The 18,878-nt window shown below is 64.1% G+C and carries 18 protein-coding genes; 13 read left to right on the plus strand and 5 right to left on the minus strand.

Features of this window, described 5'->3' with window-relative positions; genetic code table 11:
- The first annotated feature begins 1 nt into the window (after position 1).
- Complete coding sequence (locus C8C89_RS11050; protein WP_101482301.1) at positions 2-472, plus strand: DUF1854 domain-containing protein; 471 nt, start codon at positions 2-4, stop codon at positions 470-472.
- A 65-nt stretch (positions 473-537) separates the two neighbouring features.
- Here C8C89_RS11050 and C8C89_RS11055 read toward each other — a convergent pair whose 3' ends face one another.
- Positions 538-2,052: an AMP nucleosidase gene (locus C8C89_RS11055; protein WP_101482300.1), complete on the minus strand. Its 1,515-nt coding sequence runs from the start codon at positions 2,050-2,052 to the stop codon at positions 538-540.
- Positions 2,053-2,164: 112 nt separating this feature from the next.
- Here C8C89_RS11055 and C8C89_RS11060 point away from each other — a divergent pair, with 112 nt between their 5' ends.
- From C8C89_RS11060 to C8C89_RS11075, 4 genes are all read left to right on the plus strand, one after another.
- Entirely contained in the window at positions 2,165-2,764 is a 600-nt protein-coding gene (locus tag C8C89_RS11060) for a TetR/AcrR family transcriptional regulator (RefSeq protein WP_101482299.1), read from the plus strand.
- A 14-nt stretch (positions 2,765-2,778) separates the two neighbouring features.
- Positions 2,779-3,582 carry a type I methionyl aminopeptidase gene (gene map / locus C8C89_RS11065; protein WP_101482298.1) on the plus strand — a complete coding sequence of 268 codons (804 nt, stop codon included), beginning with the start codon at positions 2,779-2,781 and terminating at the stop codon, positions 3,580-3,582.
- A gap of 2 nt (positions 3,583-3,584) precedes the next feature.
- On the plus strand, positions 3,585-4,109 hold the full coding sequence (locus tag C8C89_RS11070) for a hypothetical protein (RefSeq protein WP_133989903.1): 525 nt from the start codon (positions 3,585-3,587) through the stop codon (positions 4,107-4,109).
- A 136-nt stretch (positions 4,110-4,245) separates the two neighbouring features.
- Positions 4,246-4,578 carry a hypothetical protein gene (locus C8C89_RS11075; RefSeq protein ID WP_180338515.1) on the plus strand — a complete coding sequence of 111 codons (333 nt, stop codon included), beginning with the start codon at positions 4,246-4,248 and terminating at the stop codon, positions 4,576-4,578.
- Between the two features lie 137 nt (positions 4,579-4,715).
- Here C8C89_RS11075 and C8C89_RS11080 read toward each other — a convergent pair whose 3' ends face one another.
- Both C8C89_RS11080 and C8C89_RS11085 read right to left on the minus strand, forming a co-directional pair.
- Positions 4,716-7,178, minus strand: coding sequence for a tetratricopeptide repeat protein (locus C8C89_RS11080; RefSeq protein ID WP_133989905.1), 2,463 nt, complete (start codon positions 7,176-7,178; stop codon positions 4,716-4,718).
- 81 nt (positions 7,179-7,259) lie between these two features.
- The gene (locus C8C89_RS11085) at positions 7,260-8,039 is read right to left on the minus strand and encodes a helix-turn-helix transcriptional regulator (RefSeq protein WP_101482295.1); all 780 of its coding nucleotides are present in this window, start codon (positions 8,037-8,039) and stop codon (positions 7,260-7,262) included.
- 96 nt (positions 8,040-8,135) lie between these two features.
- Here C8C89_RS11085 and C8C89_RS11090 point away from each other — a divergent pair, with 96 nt between their 5' ends.
- Both C8C89_RS11090 and C8C89_RS11095 read left to right on the plus strand, forming a co-directional pair.
- A complete protein-coding gene (locus C8C89_RS11090) occupies positions 8,136-9,029 on the plus strand; it encodes a DMT family transporter (RefSeq protein ID WP_101482294.1) in 894 nt (297 codons plus the stop codon).
- A gap of 38 nt (positions 9,030-9,067) precedes the next feature.
- Entirely contained in the window at positions 9,068-9,655 is a 588-nt protein-coding gene (locus tag C8C89_RS11095) for a class I SAM-dependent methyltransferase (protein WP_101482293.1), read from the plus strand.
- A 4-nt stretch (positions 9,656-9,659) separates the two neighbouring features.
- On the opposite strand, the gene C8C89_RS11100 is transcribed toward C8C89_RS11095, so the two are convergent.
- Both C8C89_RS11100 and C8C89_RS11105 read right to left on the minus strand, forming a co-directional pair.
- On the minus strand, positions 9,660-10,169 hold the full coding sequence (locus C8C89_RS11100; protein ID WP_101484676.1) for a GAF domain-containing protein: 510 nt from the start codon (positions 10,167-10,169) through the stop codon (positions 9,660-9,662).
- 67 nt (positions 10,170-10,236) lie between these two features.
- Positions 10,237-11,127: a LysR family transcriptional regulator gene (locus tag C8C89_RS11105; RefSeq protein WP_243857972.1), complete on the minus strand. Its 891-nt coding sequence runs from the start codon at positions 11,125-11,127 to the stop codon at positions 10,237-10,239.
- An 86-nt stretch (positions 11,128-11,213) separates the two neighbouring features.
- Here C8C89_RS11105 and C8C89_RS11110 point away from each other — a divergent pair, with 86 nt between their 5' ends.
- The 6 genes from C8C89_RS11110 to C8C89_RS11135 all read left to right on the plus strand — a co-directional run bounded on the left by C8C89_RS11110 (position 11,214) and on the right by C8C89_RS11135 (position 18,852).
- Positions 11,214-12,200, plus strand: coding sequence for an aldo/keto reductase (locus tag C8C89_RS11110; RefSeq protein ID WP_101482292.1), 987 nt, complete (start codon positions 11,214-11,216; stop codon positions 12,198-12,200).
- A 128-nt stretch (positions 12,201-12,328) separates the two neighbouring features.
- Positions 12,329-13,174 carry a CheR family methyltransferase gene (locus C8C89_RS11115; protein WP_166674712.1) on the plus strand — a complete coding sequence of 282 codons (846 nt, stop codon included), beginning with the start codon at positions 12,329-12,331 and terminating at the stop codon, positions 13,172-13,174.
- Between the two features lies 1 nt (position 13,175).
- Entirely contained in the window at positions 13,176-13,784 is a 609-nt protein-coding gene (locus tag C8C89_RS11120; RefSeq protein WP_133993299.1) for a chemotaxis protein CheB, read from the plus strand.
- Positions 13,785-13,890: 106 nt separating this feature from the next.
- Complete coding sequence (locus tag C8C89_RS11125) at positions 13,891-15,015, plus strand: hybrid sensor histidine kinase/response regulator (RefSeq protein WP_133989907.1); 1,125 nt, start codon at positions 13,891-13,893, stop codon at positions 15,013-15,015.
- Entirely contained in the window at positions 15,012-18,416 is a 3,405-nt protein-coding gene (locus C8C89_RS11130) for a PAS domain S-box protein (protein WP_133989909.1), read from the plus strand. The genes C8C89_RS11125 and C8C89_RS11130 overlap by 4 nt, the downstream gene beginning before the upstream one ends.
- A 37-nt stretch (positions 18,417-18,453) precedes the next feature.
- Positions 18,454-18,852, plus strand: coding sequence for an MAPEG family protein (locus tag C8C89_RS11135; protein ID WP_101482289.1), 399 nt, complete (start codon positions 18,454-18,456; stop codon positions 18,850-18,852).
- Positions 18,853-18,878: the final 26 nt, after the last annotated feature.

The following is an 18,878-nucleotide window of genomic DNA, read 5'->3' on the forward strand; positions in this document are numbered from 1 at the left end:
CATGGCCAGTACAACTTTTACATTAAGCCGCGACACTTTCGGCAAGCTGGTGATGACGGACGCGGACGGCCAGGTCTTTGAAGGCGTGGCGCCCGTGCGCGCCTTCCCCATCCAGTCGCCCGACGAAGGCATTTCGCTGGTGCTGGGCAATGGCAAGGAAGTGGCGTGGATCGATCGCCTCGACGACTTGCCCGAGCCGGCGCGCAGCCTGCTGCAGGAAGAGCTGGAAGGGCGCGAATTCATGCCCGAGATCGCGCGCGTGAAAAGCGTTTCCAGCTTCGCCACGCCGTGCACCTGGCATGTCGATACGGACCGGGGCGAGACGCAGTTCGTGCTCAAGGGGGAGGAGGACATCCGCCGCATCGGCGCCACGTCGCTGCTGATCGCCGACAACCACGGCATCCACTTTTTGATACGCGACATGTTCAATATCGACAAGACGACGCGGAAGATACTCGACCGCTTCCTGTAAGCGGCGGCAACTGAAGCGCAAGGGAAGGAAGAACGGCGCCTGCAGTAACTGCAGGCGCCGTTTTTTTATTGGAACGCCACTTCCGCAAAGCTGCGAAGCTTGCGGCTGTGCAGCCGGTCCACGCCCTGGCGGCGCAGCAGTTCCACGGCGCGGATGCCGATGCGCAAATGCTGATCGACCCGTTCGCGGTAGAAGTGGTTGGCCATGCCGGGCAACTTGATTTCGCCGTGCAGCGGCTTGTCGCTGACGCACAGCAGGGTGCCGTACGGGACGCGGAAGCGGAAGCCGTTGGCGGCAATCGTCGCGCTTTCCATGTCCAGTGCGATGGCGCGGCTCTGGCTGAAACGGCGCTCCGGCGTGCGCTGCGGCAGCAGTTCCCAGTTGCGATTGTCCGTGCTGGCCACGGTCCCCGTGCGCATGATGTGTTTCAAGTCATGACCCGTCAGCTGGGTGATTTCCGCCACGGCCGTTTGCAGCGCCTGCTGGATCTCCGCCAGCGGCGGTATCGGCACCCACAGCGGCAAGTCTTCGTCGAGCACATGGTCTTCGCGCACATAGGCATGTGCCAGCACGTAGTCGCCCAGGCTTTGCGTGGTGCGCAAGCCCGCGCAATGGCCCAGCATCAGCCAGGCGTGCGGGCGCAGCACGGCGATGTGGTCGGTGATGGTCTTGGCATTGGCCGGTCCCACGCCGATATTGACCATGGTGATGCCGCTGCCGTCGGCGCGCAGCAAATGATAGGCCGGCATCTGCGGCAGGCGTGGCGGCGCGGCGCCCAGGGCGTCTTCGCTTTCCACCGTCTGTCCCACGCGGCGCGTGACCACGTTGCCCGGTTCGACAAAGGCGATGTAGCCGTCGTCGTCCGACGGCGCTTGCGCGTCGGGCGCACGGTCCATCATGGCATGCCCCAGGCGAATGAATTCGTCGATGTAGAACTGGTAATTGGTAAACAGGACGAAGTTCTGGAAATGCTGCGGCGAGGTGCCGCTGTAGTGGCGCAGGCGCTGCAGCGAGTAATCGACGCGCGGACCCGTGAACAGGGCCAGCGGCTGCGCTTCGCCATGCGCCGGTTCGTGCGTGCCGTTGGCGATGCCGTCGTCCATGGCCGACAGGTCGGGCAGGTCGAACAGGTCGCGCATGGCCAGGCGGCGGCCCGCATCCATATTGCCTTCGATATGGTCATGCTCGGCGAACGAGAAGTGCACGGGGATCGGCTGGGCGCTCACGCCCACTTCCAGGTGGACCTTCTGGCCGCTGTTATGATTTTTCAGCAGCAGGGTGAACTGGTCGAGGTAATAGTCGCCGAACAGGTCGGGGCGCGTCAGCGTGGTTTCAAACACGCCGGGACCGGCGACAAAGCCGTAAGCCAGCGGCGAGTCGGCGCGCGCCACGGTGTCCGTCTGGATGCGCACGAAGGGGTAGCAGGCGCGCACGCGCTCGTGCATGTCTTCGCCGGCGACAAAACGCTGCAGCGCATCGCGCAGGTGTTCGATGCTGCTGCGGTAAATGGCTTGCACTTGTTCCAATGCCAGGCGTGGATCGTCGAAGCGTGAGGAGGCGATGAAGGGGGGCGTAAGCAAGCTGATTCTCCTTGTAGCGGTTCGTGCATATCATTGTAAGGCAGCGCGGCAACTCTTGTGGGGGCATCTTGGGCCGCTTGACGGATTCAAATAGAATCTGTATTCTATTTGAATGGTCAGACTTGCAAAATTCAACGAAAACAACTTTATCGACAGCGCGATTGCCGTCGCCGCCCAATGCGGCGTGGGCGCCGTGTCGATGGCCGCCATCGCCGTCAAGGCCGGCGCGCCCATCGGCTCCGTGTATCACCGCTTCGACTCGCGCAACGCCATCCTGGCGCGCGCCTGGCTGCGCGTGAAAAGCGATTTCCGTGAGGAAGTGGCCAGCCGCTGGCTCGGCGGCGACACCTGGGCCGGCGTGCATGGCTTGCTGGACTGGTGCCGGCGCAAGCCCGTGTATGCGCGCTTCCTGCTGCAATGCGCGGACAGTCCCGATTTCAACGGTGGCCTCAGCGAGGAGCTGGCCGCCGCCGTCGAGGAAGAGCAGGCTGCGCTCGACGCCTGCTTTGTCCGCTGCGCCGAAGCCATGCCCGCCACCACGGAGCTGGACCTGGACCATATGCTGCTCAAGTTCGTGCTGATCGACGCCCCCGTGGCCGTCGTCAAGCCTTACCTGACCCAGGAGCGGCCGATACCGGCCAGCGTCGACGCCATGCTGCGCGCCTCGCACGATGCCGTGCGCGGCTGGGCCTCACACACCACATCACACTAACAAAGAAGAACTCCATGCGCTATTCCACCCAGCTTGAACACGGCAAGAAAATCCCCCTGCATGACGAAGAAGGTTTCATCGGCATGCGCGCGGCCGGCCGCATCGCCGCCGACACGCTCGACTACATTACGCCGTTCGTCAAACCTGGCGTGTCGACGGCCAAGCTTGACGCCCTGTGCGAAGAATTCATGCGCGCCGCCGGCGCCATCCCCGGCACCATCGATTACCACGGCTACAAGCACGCCAGCTGCATCTCCGTCAATCACGTGGTCACGCACGGCATCCCGTCGGAAACGAAAATCCTGAAAGTGGGCGACATCCTCAATATCGACGTAACGCCGAAGTTCCAGGGCTGGTTTGGCGATACCAGCCGCACCTTCAAGGTCGGCGCCGTCTCCATCCTGGCCAACCGCCTCGTCAACACGGCGTATGAAGCCATGATGGCCGGCATCCACACCGTGCGCCCTGGTGCGACCTTGGGCGACGTGGGCGCCGCCATCGAGGCGGTGGCCAAGGCGCAGGGCTTTTCCTCCGTGCGCGACTTCTGCGGCCATGGCGTAGGCCAGGTCTTCCACGACACGCCGCAGGTGCTGCACTATGGCCGCGCCGGCACGGGCATCGTGCTCGAACCGGGCATGATCTTTACCATCGAGCCGATGCTTAACGTGGGCAGCTACCAGGTCAAGGTCTTGCCGGACAAATGGACGACGGTGACGAAAGACCGTTCGTTGTCGGCGCAGTTCGAGCACTCGCTGGCCGTGACGGAAACGGGCTTTGAAATCTTCACCCTGACCGGTTTGACCGACCCGCTGGTGTAGGCATGGATGACGCGCGCCGGCAGCAGCTCATCGAGATCGTCGCCGCGAAAGCCGGCGTGGATGCGGCTTGCGCGGCGCGCCACCTGGCACTGCATGATGACGAGGTGGCGGCTGCCTTGCGCGGCATCGACGCCGAGCGCTACACGCTGACGCAGCGCCTGCTGAACAAGTACCGGCGCGACCCGGATGACGCGCTGCAGCACGTGGCGCTGGCCGTGCAGCAGCAGGAGCAGATCGGCACGGACAGTGTGCTGCGCGCCGGGCGCATCGCGGCCCTGTCGCCGCCTGTCGCCGGCGTGGTGATGCTGGCCGAGTGGCTGGCCTATGTGGACTGGGAAGGCTACGACAGCGCCCTGTACGCGAATGTCGAAGCGGTGGCGGCGTTCATCGCCGGTGCATTGGAGCTGCCCGAGGTGGCCGCCAACCTGCTGCAGACGCACGATGCAGCCGTGTTTGAAGCGCAGCGTCCTGCGCTGGCGACAGCAGCCTTGCTGTTCATCGAGGGCCACATCGCGCTCTTCCCCTGACGGTAGCCTGCGTCTTGCAATGGCAGCAAAGACGGTGGTGGCCCCATTTTAAAGATTGACGCAAGAGCGATTTTCCCGAAGATATCCATACCGAGCCGTCCGCCGGCGTGCACACAACCTGGGAGTCTTGACCGGCATGGCCGGCATCAGGACGGGCACGCACGGCCAGATCGCCTTGGCGTCCGGCACGACGACAGTGGACGCCACCAGTTTCGAACTGGTGGCCAAGCGCGATTCGACGGCCTACGGCATCTGTTCGAACCCCTTCCTTGAACACGCGTTCACCACCGTCGAATACCGCATCAAGGTCGATTTCCACGCCGATGGCACCTGGGGCTACGACGAAGATACGGCCATGCTGATCCGTGGCAAGGATGAACCGTTCCACCACACGGACCGCAACCTGCTGACGAGAATCGGCGAGCCGACGCCGAACCCGATGGCCTTGCAGGCGCTGGCGGCAGCATAAAAATCGGAAGCGGCGGTTCTTGCCGCCATTCTGTTGGAGCGCCTGAAAAATGCTCAGGGCTAGGCGCGTTGCCGCAGGCAGTACGAACGTACGGCCAGGCAATGCAACAACGCCATGGGCTTTTTCTCAGGTGCTCCTTAAGGCTGTCCCTGCGCTACCGCCTTGATCGCGCGCTCCTCGCCCATGGCGGCGGCGATCTTCCAGCGCTGCATGGCGCTGGCGCGGTCGGGGCGTTTCAAGCCCGCGCCTTCCCAGTCCATCAGGCCAAGATTGTAGATATCGCCCGCGCTGCCCTTGTCGGCGGCCAGGGTGAACCATTTGCGCGCTTCCTTGTGGTTGACGGGAATCTGGTAGCCGCGCACGTTGTACAGGCCCAGCAAATGCATGGCTTGCGCATTGCCCTTGTTCGCGGCCTGTTTCAGCAGGTCCAGCCCGCGCGCCATGTTGCGCGCTTCCTGCCAGCCTTCGGCCAGCATCACGCCTTTTGCCGTCAGCGCATAGCTGTCGTTCTTCACCAGGCCCTTGCCGATCAGGGGCTTGGCGGCTACCTGCCGCGCTTCGCGTTGCTGGGCCGTTGGCGCTGTAGCGGGGCCGGGCTTGCCTTCGCCCATCAGCAGCATCCAGCCATACAAACCATACGCGCCAGCGTCGCCCTTGCCGACCAGGCTTTCCAGCATGGCCAGCGCCTGCACCTTGTCGCCATTTTCATACAGCTTGACGGCCTTGGCGCTGCTTGCGTCCTGCGGCACGGCGGCCGGCGCATGGGGGGCGACAGGCGCCGACGCCATGGCCGCCTGCTGCGGCGGCGGAGCTGGGCGCACGCGCACGGGCAAGCCATAGCTGGCGGCCAGCACGGCCAGGCTGGCGGGGGCGAGGATCAGCACTTGCGCCAACTGGTTGCGGCGGCCCTTGCCGGCGATGCCCATGGCGCGTTCGGCTTGCTGCTGGCCGCCCAGCGCTTCGCTCAGCACGTTTTTTACCTTGCGGTTGAACAGCCAGTAGCCGGCGCCCGTGACGAGCAAGCCTGCGACGGCGGCGGCACCGCGCCCGGCGAAGTACCAGGTGGCGATGGCGGCGGCCAAGGCGACCAGCGCGCTTTTCCACCAGAACTGCTTCGCCAGGCGCGTGTAGACCTGGCGCAGGGCGCCCAGCACGCAGGTGCGCACATTCTGCGCGTACTCGGCGGAGACGACATCGACGTGCGCGTGGTCCGCGTCGCCGCTGAGGACAGACTCGATCACATCCGCATTCAGTTCCGAGGCGGCCACGTCGCGCAGTGGCGTCAATAGCCCTTGCACGTGGGCCGAGAACAGGCCGTCGTCGGCGCTGCCGGCCAGCGCGTCGCTGAGGGCCTTGAGGTCGCCGCGCAGCAACTTTTCCACGATGTCGTCCAGCGTCAGCCAGCGCAAGTCCGTGCCATACGCCACCAGGTGATGTTTTTCTGCGTTGCAAGATGCATCCAGGCGCACGATGCGCAGCTTGCCCCCATACAGTGCGTCGACTTCCTGCGGCTGGTCTTCGTTGTAAATGCTCACTTTCGCCAGGGCCATGCTGCTGGCAATGGCCGCCAGTGAGTGCACGCTCTCCTTGTCGCGGATGCGGCGCGCATCGTCGGGGGCCTGCTTGGGCAGGCTGACGCTGTAGCCGGGCGCCACGCGCACGTCGACCCAGGCCGCCTTGCCCACCTTGGCGGAACCGTCGCAGGGATTGCAGCGCAAGTCGCCCACGCCGCTGCAGGTACGGCAAGTCACGCTGCCGCTGGCGCGGCAGGTGCCGCAATTGATGTTGCCGGAACCGTGGCAGCTATTGCACGTGACCTTGCCGTAGCTGCAATGATAGCAATTGCGATGCTCGGTGCGGTATTGCGTGCGCGTTTCGCTGTGGTAGCTGGTGTGCGAGCTGCCGTTGCTGTAGGTGGTAGTGGGCACTTGCACCGTCACGTAATCGGTGACTTGCTCGGAAACGGTGCCGCTGCCGCTGCAATACGAGCAAGACACCTTGCCGCTGCCGTAGCAGCCATAGCCGTCACAGCTGACGGTGCGCCCGCCGTGGCAGCTCCAGCAGGTTTCCGTGGTCAAACCGTGGCAGGTATGGCAGCTGATGCGGCCTTTTCCATGGCAGTTGCTGCAGGTGTCCAGGTGCCAGTACTTGACGGCATGCGGCAGGTAGACGCCCGCCTCGACGCCATTGTAGGCATGGCCCGCCTGGCGCAAGGCATTGTCGAGCTTTGCCGCCGCGCGGCGCAGGCGTTCCTTTTCCTGCGCGTGGGCGAGTGCTCCCACCTCGTGGGAAGCACAGTGGCAGTCATTGCCCGATGGAGTGAAATAGCCATTGATGACGCGCTGCTCGAAGCGCGCTTCGAGCGCGTAGTTCGCTTGCAAGGAAAAATCCTGCAGCACATCTTCCTCGCTCAAGGGGGTGATGTCCTGCGGCTCGAAACGCGTCTTGTCCTGCACCAGGGTGCGCAGCTTGCCCAGGACGGTGGGAATCTCCTCCTTGTCCAGGCGGGTGGGCGCTGGCGCCGTCACGGCCGTTGCTGATGCCTGGGGCATGTCCTCGCTGCCTTGGGTATCGGTGGCCGTCTCGGTGCTGGGGTTCATGCGCGTCCTTTTGCTCTCTGGAAAGATGTTTTAATTTTAGCATCCCCATATGACAAACCATGACAAAGCGGACGCGCTTTTTCAGCGCAGGCCGCGGCGGAACTGGTCCGGCGTGCCGCCGCTCTGGCGGCGAAACATGGCGATGAAGGCGGAAGCCGTGCTGTAGCCCAGTTCCAGCGCGATGGTCTGCACGGTTTCTCCCTGTTCCAGCAGGGGCAGGGCAGCCAGGAAACGCTGGCGCTGGCGCCATTCGCCGAACGGCATGCCCAGTTCGCGCTGGCAGCGGCGCGCCAGCGTGCGCTCGGTGACATGCAATCGCGCGGCCCACTCGGCCAGTGAGCGGTTACTGCCGGGATCTGCCTGCAGGGCCGCCAGCAGCGCCGCGATGACGGGCTCGTCGCTGCCCGGCAGATAGTTGCGGCTGCACGGCGCCAGCTGCAACTGGTCGACCAGCACTTGCGCCAGGCGCTGGTCGGCCAGAGTGGCGGGCGTGGTGACGCCCCGTGCGGCAAAGTCGCCGAGGATGGCTTTCAGCAAGGGACTCAGCACCAGCGCGCACGGCTGCGCCGGCAGTTGCGCGCACAGGCTGGCATCGATGTAGGCCGAGTGAAACACCACATCCTGGCGAATATAGCCGTCGTGCAAGGTCTCGGGCGGTATCCATACGGCGTACTGGGGCGGCGACAGGTAGCGCTGGCCCGCCACCATGATTTCCATCACGCCCGTGGAGCAATACGTGAGCTGGCCCCAGGGATGGCTCTGGTAATCGAATTGCTGGTGCGCGTGATAATCGTCGAGGCGAAAGTATACGGGGTAGGGCAGGGTGTCGGAAACGGCGGGGAAATGCTGGTTGCTGGCCATATTGTCCTGTTCATCGCATCGTTTGTCCGGTATGCATTATATCCATGGAATCGGACCATGCGAAAATGGCAGTCATTGAATAATGGAGTTTCTCGCATGCAAGCCAAGCATTATCTGCTTCCCGTCATCGCCGTGCTGATCTGGGCCATCAATACCATCGTCAGCAAGCTGGCCGTGGGCGTGATCGACCCGGCCGCTATCTCGTTTTATCGCTGGCTGCTGGCCGGCGTGCTGCTGGCGGGGGTCTTTGGCCGCGCCGTGTGGAAGCAGCGGGCCGTGGTGCAACCGTATCTTGGGAAACTATTTGTGTTGGGCATGCTGGGCATGGTCATGTACCAGTGCCTCGCGTATATCGCTGCGCAAACGACGACGGCCACCAATATGGGCATATTGGCGTCCATGATGCCGCTGCTGGCCGTGGGCCTGTCCGTGCTGCTGTTGAAAGAGGCGCCCACCGTGGGCGGCGTGTTTGGCGGCCTGGTGTCGCTGCTGGGACTCGGCTATCTGCTCAGCCATGGCGACCCGGCAGCCCTGATCTCCCATGGCGCGGCCACGGGCGATGCCCTGATGCTGCTGGCCTGCCTGTCGTATGCCGGTTACGGCGTGCTGCTCAAGCGCTGGAAGATTCCCATGGATAACTGGCATTCGCTGCTGATCCAGGTCTGGTGCGCCGTGCCCGTGCTGTTCGTGTATTACCTGAGCCAGTCCGCGCCGCCCGTCACCAGCGCCGGCTTGCCGCTGGTGCTGTTTGCCGGCATCCCAGCCTCCATCATCGCGCCGTTTTTGTGGATGCATGGCCTGGCCAAGCTGGGTCCCAGCCGCGCCACGACATTGATGAATCTGTTACCCGTGTTCACGGTGATCATCGCCATGATGTTCCTGGGGGAAACCCTGCACAGCTACGACGTGATCGGCGGCGGGGTGACCTTGCTGGGCGTGGTGATGGTGCAAACCCTGAAACGCCCCCTGCGCCGCCGCGCCAGCGTCTAGTTTTTTTGCTATGCTGATGCTTTGAACAAGGAGGCAGCATGCATGGCATCGACACTCTGTTGAGCGAGCTCGAAGCATTCGGTAGCAGCAACGACGCCTTGCACGGGGAGCGCGCCAGGCGCATGCTCAACATCACGCGCGACACGGGCGAGCTGCTGGCCGTGCTGGTGCACGCGCGTGGTGCGCGCCGGGTGCTGGAAATCGGCACCTCGAACGGTTACTCGACCCTGTGGCTGGCGCGCGCGGCGCGTTCGCTGGGTGGCAGCGTGGTAACGGTGGAAAAGGCGCAGGACAAGTTCGACATGGCGCATGCCAACTTTGTGCGCGCGCAATTGCAGGGCGTGGTCAAACAGTTGCTGGCCGACGCGGGCGACGTGCTGCGCGATGCGCTCGATGGCGCATATGATTTCATCTTTCTCGATTCCGCGCGCCAGCAATACGCCCTATGGTGGCCGCAGCTGGACCGCGCGCTGGCGGCCGGCGGCATGCTGGTCGTCGACAACGCCAGTTCGCATTACGCGGACATGGCGGGCTTCCTTGACGCCATCCGCGCCGACAGCCGCTACACGACGTGCCTGGCGACTGTCGGCAAGGGCGAATTCATCGCCGTCAAGGCAGGCAACTAGCTATTCACCCGGCGACGATCGCCGCTTCGAGCACGCGCACCAGCGATTCGACGCCTTGCGCGTCGACATCGTCAAAGCGTCCCGTCAACGGGCTGTCAAGGTCGAACACGCCGATGATCTGGTCGTTCGCAAAGACGGGCACCACCAGTTCCGAGCGGGAATTCACGTCGCAGGCGATGTGGCCGGGAAACGCGTGCACATCCTGCACGACGATGGACTTGCCTTCGACCACGGTGGTGCCGCACACGCCGCGGCCCTTTTTGATACGGATGCAGGCCGGCTTGCCCTGGAACGGCCCCAGCACCAGTTCCTCACCCTTGAGGAAATAAAAGCCGGCCCAGTTGAGGCCCGGCATCGTGTTGAAGACCAGCGCGCTGAAGTTGGCCGTATTGGCGATGAAATCGGTTTCGCCCGACAGCAAGCCTTGCAGCTGCGAGCGCAGGTCCGCATACATGGCTAGTTTGGCTGCGGGGGTATCGGTGCCGTAGGCGGCGTCGCTGATGGTAAACGTCATGGTCGTGGTGGCGCACAAAATGGGGAAGGCGTCATGGTAGCGCGTCTGGCGCATCCGCGTGCAGCCCTCACTTTTTCAAATGCTCCAGCGCCAGCTGGCGCAGCAGGGGCAGGGCCGCATGGACGTGTTCCTGTCGCCAGGCCAGGCCGATGCCGGCCGCCAATTCCTCTCCTTCCACCAATTGCCGGTAGGCCACGCCAGCGAGGCGCAGCGCGCGGAACGAGTCGGCCAGCAACGCCATGCCCTTGCCGGCCGCCACGTCGCTGAGCAGCACATGGTGGTCCACGGCTTCGCGCACGAAGGCGGGCGAGAAGCCATGCCGGCGAAAAATTTCCTGGCAATGGTCGAAAAAGGCGGGTTGGCGCGCCCGTTCGAACCAGTAAATCGATTCTGCCGCGATGTCGTCCAGGCTGACCTTGCGCTTCTTCGCCAGGCGGTGGCCGGCGGGCAGGGCCAGCATCATGGGCTGGCGCGCCAGCGGCTGCACGGCCAGCTCGAAGGTGGCGCTGGGCAGGGCGAGCAGGGCCGCATCGAGCTGGCCCTTGCGCACGGCAGCCACCAGGCGCGGCGAGGGCGCCGCCGTCAGTTCCAGACGCATGGTGCCCAATTGCTTGCCCAATGCCGCCAGCAGAGGGCGGAACAGGCCCGCTTCCACCGAGCTGGTCAGGCCCAGGCGCAGGCGTGCGGGAGCGCTGTCTTGCCGCAGCGACGTTTGCGCGATATCAAGCAGATCGAGGATGTGCAGCGCCTGCGGCAGCAGGGTGCGGCCCGCCGGCGTCAGGGCCACGCCCTGGGTGTCGCGCTCGAACAATCGCGTGCCCAGCCGGTCTTCCAGCAGCCTGATGGCGCGCGACAGGGGCGGCTGGGTCATGTGCAGCTGTTCCGCCGCCTGGCGGAAGTTCAGGCAGCGCGCGACGGCGCAAAACAGGGTCAGGGCATGGGTATCGAGGGCTCTCATACCAGAAAGGTATCACGAAATTGCGCATTCCCTTGCAGGGCCTGCGCGGCGCAGACTGGCTGCCTTGACACTTGAGGGAGATCAACATGCAACAACGACGCATCGGCAATAGCGGCTTGAGCAGCTCGGCACTTGGCCTGGGCTGCATGGGCATGTCGGAATTCTATGGCGCCACGGACGAGGCGCAGTCGCTGGCCACGCTGGAAGCGGCCCTGGCGGCGGGCGTGACCCTGTTCGACACGGCCGATGCCTACGGCTTTGGCCACAATGAGCAGTTGCTGGGACGTTTTTTGAGCAAGCACCGCGGGCAAGCCCTGGTCGCCACCAAGTGCGGCCTGGCGCGCGAGGCGGGCAGTTATGCGCGCCGCGTGGACAACTCGCCCGCCTATATTCGTCGGGCGTGCGTAGCGTCGCTGGCGCGCCTGGGCGTGGAGGCCATCGATCTGTTCTATCTGCACCGGCTGAACCTCGATACCCCGCTGGAAGACTCGATGGGGGCGCTGGCGCAACTGCGGCAAGAGGGCAAGATTCGCGCCGTGGGCCTGTGCGAAGTGAGCGCCGCCACCTTGCGGCGCGCGGCGGCGATTTGCCCCGTGGCCGCAGTGCAGAGCGAATACTCGCTGTGGACGCGCGAGCCGGAGCAGGGCGTACTGGCCGCCTGCCGCGACGTGGGCGCCAGTTTTTTTGCCTACAGCCCGCTGGGGCGCGGTTTCCTGACGGGCGCCATTGTCGATGCGGCCAGTCTCGATGCAGGCGACTTTCGCCAGTGTAATCCCCGCTTTGCCGCCGACAACCTGGCGCGCAATCAGGCCATCGTCGCGCAGGTCAGGGACATCGCGTACGCAAAAGGCTGCACGCCGGCCCAGCTGGCGCTGGCCTGGCTGCTGGCCCAGGGGGACGACATCATCCCCATTCCCGGCACCAAGCGCACCGCCTATCTGCACGACAACCTCGGCGCGCTGGCCGTGCAGCTGGACGGGGCCGAACTGGCGGCGATGAACGCCGCCTTTCCCTTGGGCATGGCGGCGGGCGCGCGTTATACGGACGAGGGCATGAAGGGCGTGGATGCTTGAAAAAAGGCGCGGGAGTGTACGCCAGCGTACAAAACTGACACTTTGCCTGCGGGATAATCGCTGGCGATCTGCTAGCATTTCGGCTGGCCTCGTGTACCCGCGAAGTGGTGCGCGGCAGGGGATGCAGCATGCATAGAAGGGTGGATGTCAAATTGCTAGACGATGATATTTTCGATATCGAACTGAAGTTATTGCTTGAAGGAATCTTGTTGAGATATCAGCACGATTTCCGCGATTATTCGGTGGCGTCGCTGCGCCGGCGCATGCGCCAGGCCATGGAGCGCTTCGGCTGTGCCAGCCTGTCGCAGTTGCAGGACCGCATCTTGCACGAGCCGGCCATGTTCGCGCAGATGCTGCAGTTTTTCACGGTGCAAGTGAGCGAGATGTTCCGCGATCCCGCGTATTTCCGCGCCTTGCGCGAAAAAGTCGTGCCCGTCCTGCACACCTATCCCTCCATCAAGATCTGGGTGGCCGGTTGCAGCAGCGGCGAAGAGGTCTGGTCGCTGGCCATCTTGCTGGAAGAGGAAGGCTTGTTGGAGCGCAGCATGATTTATGCGACCGATATCAATGTCGAGGCGCTGGCCGCTGCCGAAGCGGGTATCTATCCGGTCGAGCGTATCGCCCAGTTCAGCGAAAATTACCAGATGGCGGGCGGCAAGCGCTCCCTGTCCGACTATTACACGGCAGCCTACAAGGGCGCCATCTTTGACCGGCGCCTGCGGCGCCAGTTCGTCTTTGCCGACCATAGCCTGGCGACGGACAGCGTTTTTTCGGAGGTGCACATGGTTTCCTGCCGCAACGTCATGATTTACTTCAATAAAGACTTGCAAGACCGCAGCCTGGGCCTGTTCCACGAAGCGCTGGTGAACCGGGGTTTCCTGGGCCTGGGCATGAAGGAAAGCCTGCACTTTAGCCGCCATGCGTCCAGCTTCAACGAGCTGAGCCCGGCTGAACGCATCTTCCAGCGTGCCTGATATGTTGCCGACCTGCGAAGTGGCGCCACCCCCTGCCGGCCTGCGCCTGATCGCCATAGGTGCCTCGGCCGGTGGCGTGGACGCGCTGGGCACCGTGCTGCGCGCCTTGCCCGCCACCTGCGGCGCGGCCGTGGTGGTGGTGCTGCACCTGGCGCCCGGCCGCTCCAGCCGCTTGCCACAGCTGTATGCGGAGCGCTGTGCGCTGCCCTTGCGCGAAGCGCAAGACAAGGAGCCCCTGCAAGGCGGCACTGTGTATTTTGCCCCGCCCGACTACCACCTGCAAATCGAACCCGATGGCTGTTTTTCCCTGTCGCAGGAAGAACCCGTGTATTTTTCGCGCCCGTCCATCGATGTCTTGCTGGAAACGGCTGCGTATGCCTACCGGCGCGCCATGCTGGCCATCATCCTGACGGGTGCTTCGGCCGATGGCGCGGCGGGACTGGCGCGCGTGCGGCAGCTGGGCGGCAGCGCCTGGGTGCAAGATCCGCAGCGGGCCAGTTGTGGCATCATGCCGGCCGCCGCGCTCAAGCGGGCCGGCGCCGACCGGGTGCTCGATTTGCCGCAGATGGCCGCCAGCCTGGCCTTGCTCGTTGATGGCGAACACAAGTGAGTGGGAGTGGAGCAGTGCGTGTAATATATGTGAAAAGTGAAACAATGTTGATGTCTATATCGAAACACGATGGCATCTTGCCGTTGCGATGCCTGAAGATGATTCCGTGACCGCCCCTATCCATATCCTCGTCGTTGACGACATTGCGCAAAACCTGGTCGCCGCCGAAGCCGTGCTGGCAAGGCCCGGTATTGTCATCCTGAAAGCAGATTCGGGCGCGCAGGCGCTGGAATTGCTGTTGACGCATGAAGTTGCACTTGCCCTGATCGACGTGCAAATGCCGCAGATGGATGGTTTTGAATTGGCCGAACTGATACGCGGCAGCGAACGCACGCGCGGCATCCCCTTGATTTTCCTCACGGCCGCATCGCGCGAACCGAGCTACAGTTTCCGTGGCTACGAGGCGGGTGCCGTTGATTTCCTGTACAAGCCCATCGACGTGAAAGCCTTGCAAAGCAAGGTGGCGGTGCTGGTGCAGCTGTACCAGCAGAAACGCGAATTGTCGGCCCAGCTCGACGAACTCAAGCATGCGCTGCACCTCAATGAACTGTTCACGGCCGTGCTGGGCCACGACTTGCGCACCCCCCTGTCGGTGGTAATGAATGGCGCCATGTTGTTGCCGATGATGAGCGACCACCCGAAGGTCATCGTCACGGCGCAGCGCATCGAAAGCAGCGCCAAGCGCATGGCGCGCATGGTCGACCAGCTGCTGGACCTGGCGCGCATCCGTTCCGGCACGATGGAGTTGCGCAGCAGCACGCACGACTACCAGGTGCTGGCGCGCGCCATCGTCGAGGAATTCGAGACGGCCGGCCAGGCCCCGCTTGTCGAAGTCAGCAGTGTTGGCGAGCTGCACGGCCAATGCGATGCCGGCTTGCTATCGCAAGTCATTTCGAATCTCTTGTGCAATGCCCTCACCCATGGCGAGGCGGGCACGCCGGTGCAGCTGTCGATAGATGGGCGCGCCGCCGACAGTATTGAGTTGCGCATTGCCAATCGTGGCGTGATTCCCGCCGCCTTGCTGCCGACCCTGTTCGAACCGTTCCAGCAAGCGGGCGAGAAGCGCAGGACGGGGCAGGGCCTGGGACTGGGCCTGTACACGGTGAACATGTTCGTCAAGGCGCATGGTGGCACTGTCGAGCTCAGTTCGACGGCCACGCAGGGCACGGTGGCGACGGTGCGCATCCCGCGCCAGTGCCAGGTGCGCGTGCAAGCGGGACTGGCCACATGAGCGCGCCAGCCTGGCCGCGCGGCGGCGGCAGTATGGGCGAGCTGGTGCGCCAGCATGACTGGTCCGCCACCAGCCTGGGCGCGCTTGAAGACTGGCCGGCCAATTTGCGCACCAGCGTCGACATCATGCTCAATTCGCCGATGGCGATGGTGCTGATGTGGGGGCCGCAGCACGTCATGATTTACAACGACGACTACATCCAGATCGCCGGGGAGCGCCATCCGGCGGCGCTGGGCGGCACGGTGCCCGCCGTCTGGCCCGAAATCTGGGACTGGAACGCGCGCATCCTCGAAGCGGGACTGCGTGGCGAGACGCAGGTGCACCGCGAGCGCTGTTTGCCGCTGTTGCGTGATGGAAAAGCGACGGATGTTTGCTTCGACCTGTTTTATGCGCCCGTGCATGGCGCCGAGGGCCAGGTGGACGGCGTGCTGTGCACGGCGCTGGAATTGACGGCGCGCATGGAAGAGGGGCGCCAGCTGAAGCTGGCCACTGCCGAGCTGGGCCAACTCAACACCACCTTGCAGACGGAGAGCGAGGCCGTGCGCGCGGCCAACCGCCGCCTGGGCGAGGAGCGCGCGCTGCTGCGCGCCCTGTTCCAGCAGGCGCCCAGTTTCATGGCCCTGCTACGCGGGCCGCAGCACGTGTTTGAATTGGCGAATGAACATTATCTGCGCCTGGTGGGGCGCCTCGAACTGGACCTGCTGGGAAAAACCGTCGAATCGGCCTTGCCCGAAGTCAAGTCGCAGGGCTTCATCGAACTGCTCGACCAGGTCTACCGCACGGGCGAGCCCTACGAAGGGCGGCAGGTGAAGGTGGATTTGCAGACGGCGGACGGGCGCACGGGCCAGCGCCAGATCGATTTCATCTACCAGCCCATCAAGGATGACGAGGGCGTGGTGACGGGCATCCTCGTCGAGGGCATCGATGTCACCGAGCGTATGGAAGCCGAGGAACGGCTGCGCCTGGCCCAGCAGGCGGGCGGCATCGGTACCTTCGAATGGTTCCCCGAGACGGGCGCGATGCTGGTGTCGCCTACCTTCCGCCGCCTGTGGGGCCTTGCCGACGAGGAGGACGTGACGGAACGCCTGCTGGTGAGCCTGGTCGATGCGCGCGACCAGCAAAAGGTCGGACCCAGCAAGCTTGATCTGGCGCCCAATCCTCTCGAATACGTGGAATATCGCATCCGCCGCCCTGCCGATGGTGCGTTGCGCTGGATTGCGCGCCAGGGCGAGGTGGTGGCCGGCCGCGTGCCGGGCCAGCGCCGCTACGTGGGCGTGTCGTTCGATGTGACGGAGCGGCGCCAGATCGAGGATGAACTCAACGCCAGCCAGGAGCGCATGTCGGCCATTTTCGGCCAGGCCTCCGTGGGCTTGTCCGAGCTGGGCCTCGATGGCAGTTTCCAGCGCGTCAACGGGGCCCTGTGCCGCATGCTGGGGCGTTCCGCAGAAGAGCTGCTGAGCCTAAACATGAACGACATCATGCATCCGGCGGACGTGCCTGGCAACAGCGTGCTGTTCCAGCGCCTGGTGGAAACGGGCGAGTCGTTCTCGCTGGAAAAGCGCTATTTGAAGCCCGACGGCTCGCAAGTGTGGGTGTCGAGCAATGTCAGCCGCCTGCTGGACGAGCAGGGGCAAACGCGCTCCTTGATCGCCGTCAAGACGGACATCACGGACCGGCGCCGCGTGGAAAAGGCGTTGCATGAGTTGAACGAAACGCTGGAACACCGTGTCGAACAGGAAGTGGGTGAGCGCACCAAGGCGGAAGATGCCTTGCGCCAGGCGCAAAAGATGGAAGCCGTGGGCCAGTTGACGGGCGGCATCGCGCACGATTTCAACAATGTGCTGCAAATCATCTCCGGTAATTTGCATTTGCTGCAGCACCTGACGGGCACGGATGGCTTGATGCGCCAGCGCCTGGACACGGCGATTGCCGCCGTCGAGCGGGGTGCCAAGCTGTCGTCGCACCTGTTGGCGTTTGCGCGGCGTCAACCTTTGAAACCCGTGGTGGCCGACCTGGCGCGCGTGGTGCGCAACATGGATGCGCTGCTGCGGCGCGCCCTGGGCGAAGCGATCGACATCGTGCTGGTGGGCGGCGGCGGGCTGTGGAATACCCTGGTCGACCGCAGCCAGATCGAGAACGTCATCCTCAACCTGGCCATCAATGCGCGCGACGCCATGGATGGCGTGGGCAAGCTGACCATCGAGCTGGGCAATGTGGTGCTCGACGAACAGTATGTACACAAGCTTGTTGACGTACCGGCGGGCCAGTACGTGATGTTGTCGGTGACGGACACAGGCCACGGCATGAGCGGTCCCGTGCTGCAGCGCGCGTTCGAGCCGTTTTTTACCACCAAGCCGGAAGGCGCGGGCACGGGCCTGGGCCTGTCGATGGCATATGGTTTCGTCACGCAAAGCCGCGGCCATATTCGCATTTACAGTGAACCTGGCGTGGGCACGGGAGTCAAAATCTATTTGCCCCGCTCCCTCATGGCCGAAGCGGACGAGGAACTGGAATTGAGCGGCGTCGTCACGGGCGGCACGGAAACGGTGCTGGTGGTGGAAGACGACGTGGGCGTGCGCACCACCGTGGTCGACATGCTGGGCGCGCTCGGCTATACGGTGCTGAAAGCCGAGGATGGCGAAAGCGCGCTGGCCGTGCTGCACAGCGGTGCGCAGATCGACTTGCTGTTTACGGACGTGATCATGCCGGGTCCCGTCAGCAGCACGGAAATGGCGCGCCAGGCGCGCGAGTTGCAGCCCGACATCGCCGTATTGTTCACCTCGGGCTATGCGCAAGACATCATCGTGCACGAGGGCAGGCTCGACGCGGGGGTGGAATTGCTCAGCAAGCCTTACCGGCGCGAAGAGCTGGCGCGCAAGCTGCGCCATGTGCTGGCCAACCGCCAGCAGCAAATGCGTGCGCGCCAGTTTGAACGGTCCGGCGCGCCGGTGGCCAGCTCTGCGGCAAACGGCAGCACGGCGGCCAGCGTGCTGGGGAGCGGCACGCCAGGGCTCGATTTGACGGGCCACGCTTTGGTACCGCAGGGTGACATGCCGACATCGATGAAAATACTCGTGGTGGAAGACAATCTCGATTCCCAGCTGATGGTGTGCGAGCTGGTGGGCATGCTGGGCCACACGGTCAGCGGCGTCTCCGATGGCGAGGCGGCGTGGGAATTGCTCAACGAGCAAGACTTCGATATCCTGTTTACCGATGTCAGCTTGCCCGGCATGTCCGGCATCGCGCTGGCACGCATGGTGCTGCGCGATAAGCCGGGCATGCGCATCATCTTTTCCACGGGCTATGGCAAGGAGTCAATGGATGAATTGGGCTTTTCCGCCAGTGTCTTGCGCAAACCCTATGATTTGACGGAATTACAAGCAGCACTCGACCAACCCTGACGGGCACGGCCTGCCTGTCTTACCTGCAGAGACACACATGACTCCTGAACTGACCATGCTGGGCTGTACTCTGGTGCTGGCGCTGGTGCAAATCCTGCTGCCCGCGCTGTTCCGCACGCGCGAAACCGGCACGGCGTATAACGTGAGCGCGCGCGACGGCGACGGGCCTCCCGTGGGCAAGATCACGGGCCGCTTGCAGCGGGCCCAGGCGAACCTGTTTGAAACCCTGCCCCTGTTTGCTGCCGCCGTGCTGATCGCCCATGTCACGGCGCAGGAAAGCGCGCTGACACTGTACGGCGCGGCCTTGTACCTTGCCGCCCGCGTGCTCTACCTGCCCCTGTACGCGTTTGGCGTGCCCGTCGTGCGCACGCTGGTGTGGTGCGTGTCGATTGCCGGCTTGCTGATGGTCTTCTGGGCCATCCTGTTCGCTTCCTGAAGTCCTACGCGGGCTGTAGCAGCCGT

It is taken from the genome of Janthinobacterium sp. 75 (assembly GCF_004365495.1).
Lineage (GTDB): Bacteria > Pseudomonadota > Gammaproteobacteria > Burkholderiales > Burkholderiaceae_D > Janthinobacterium.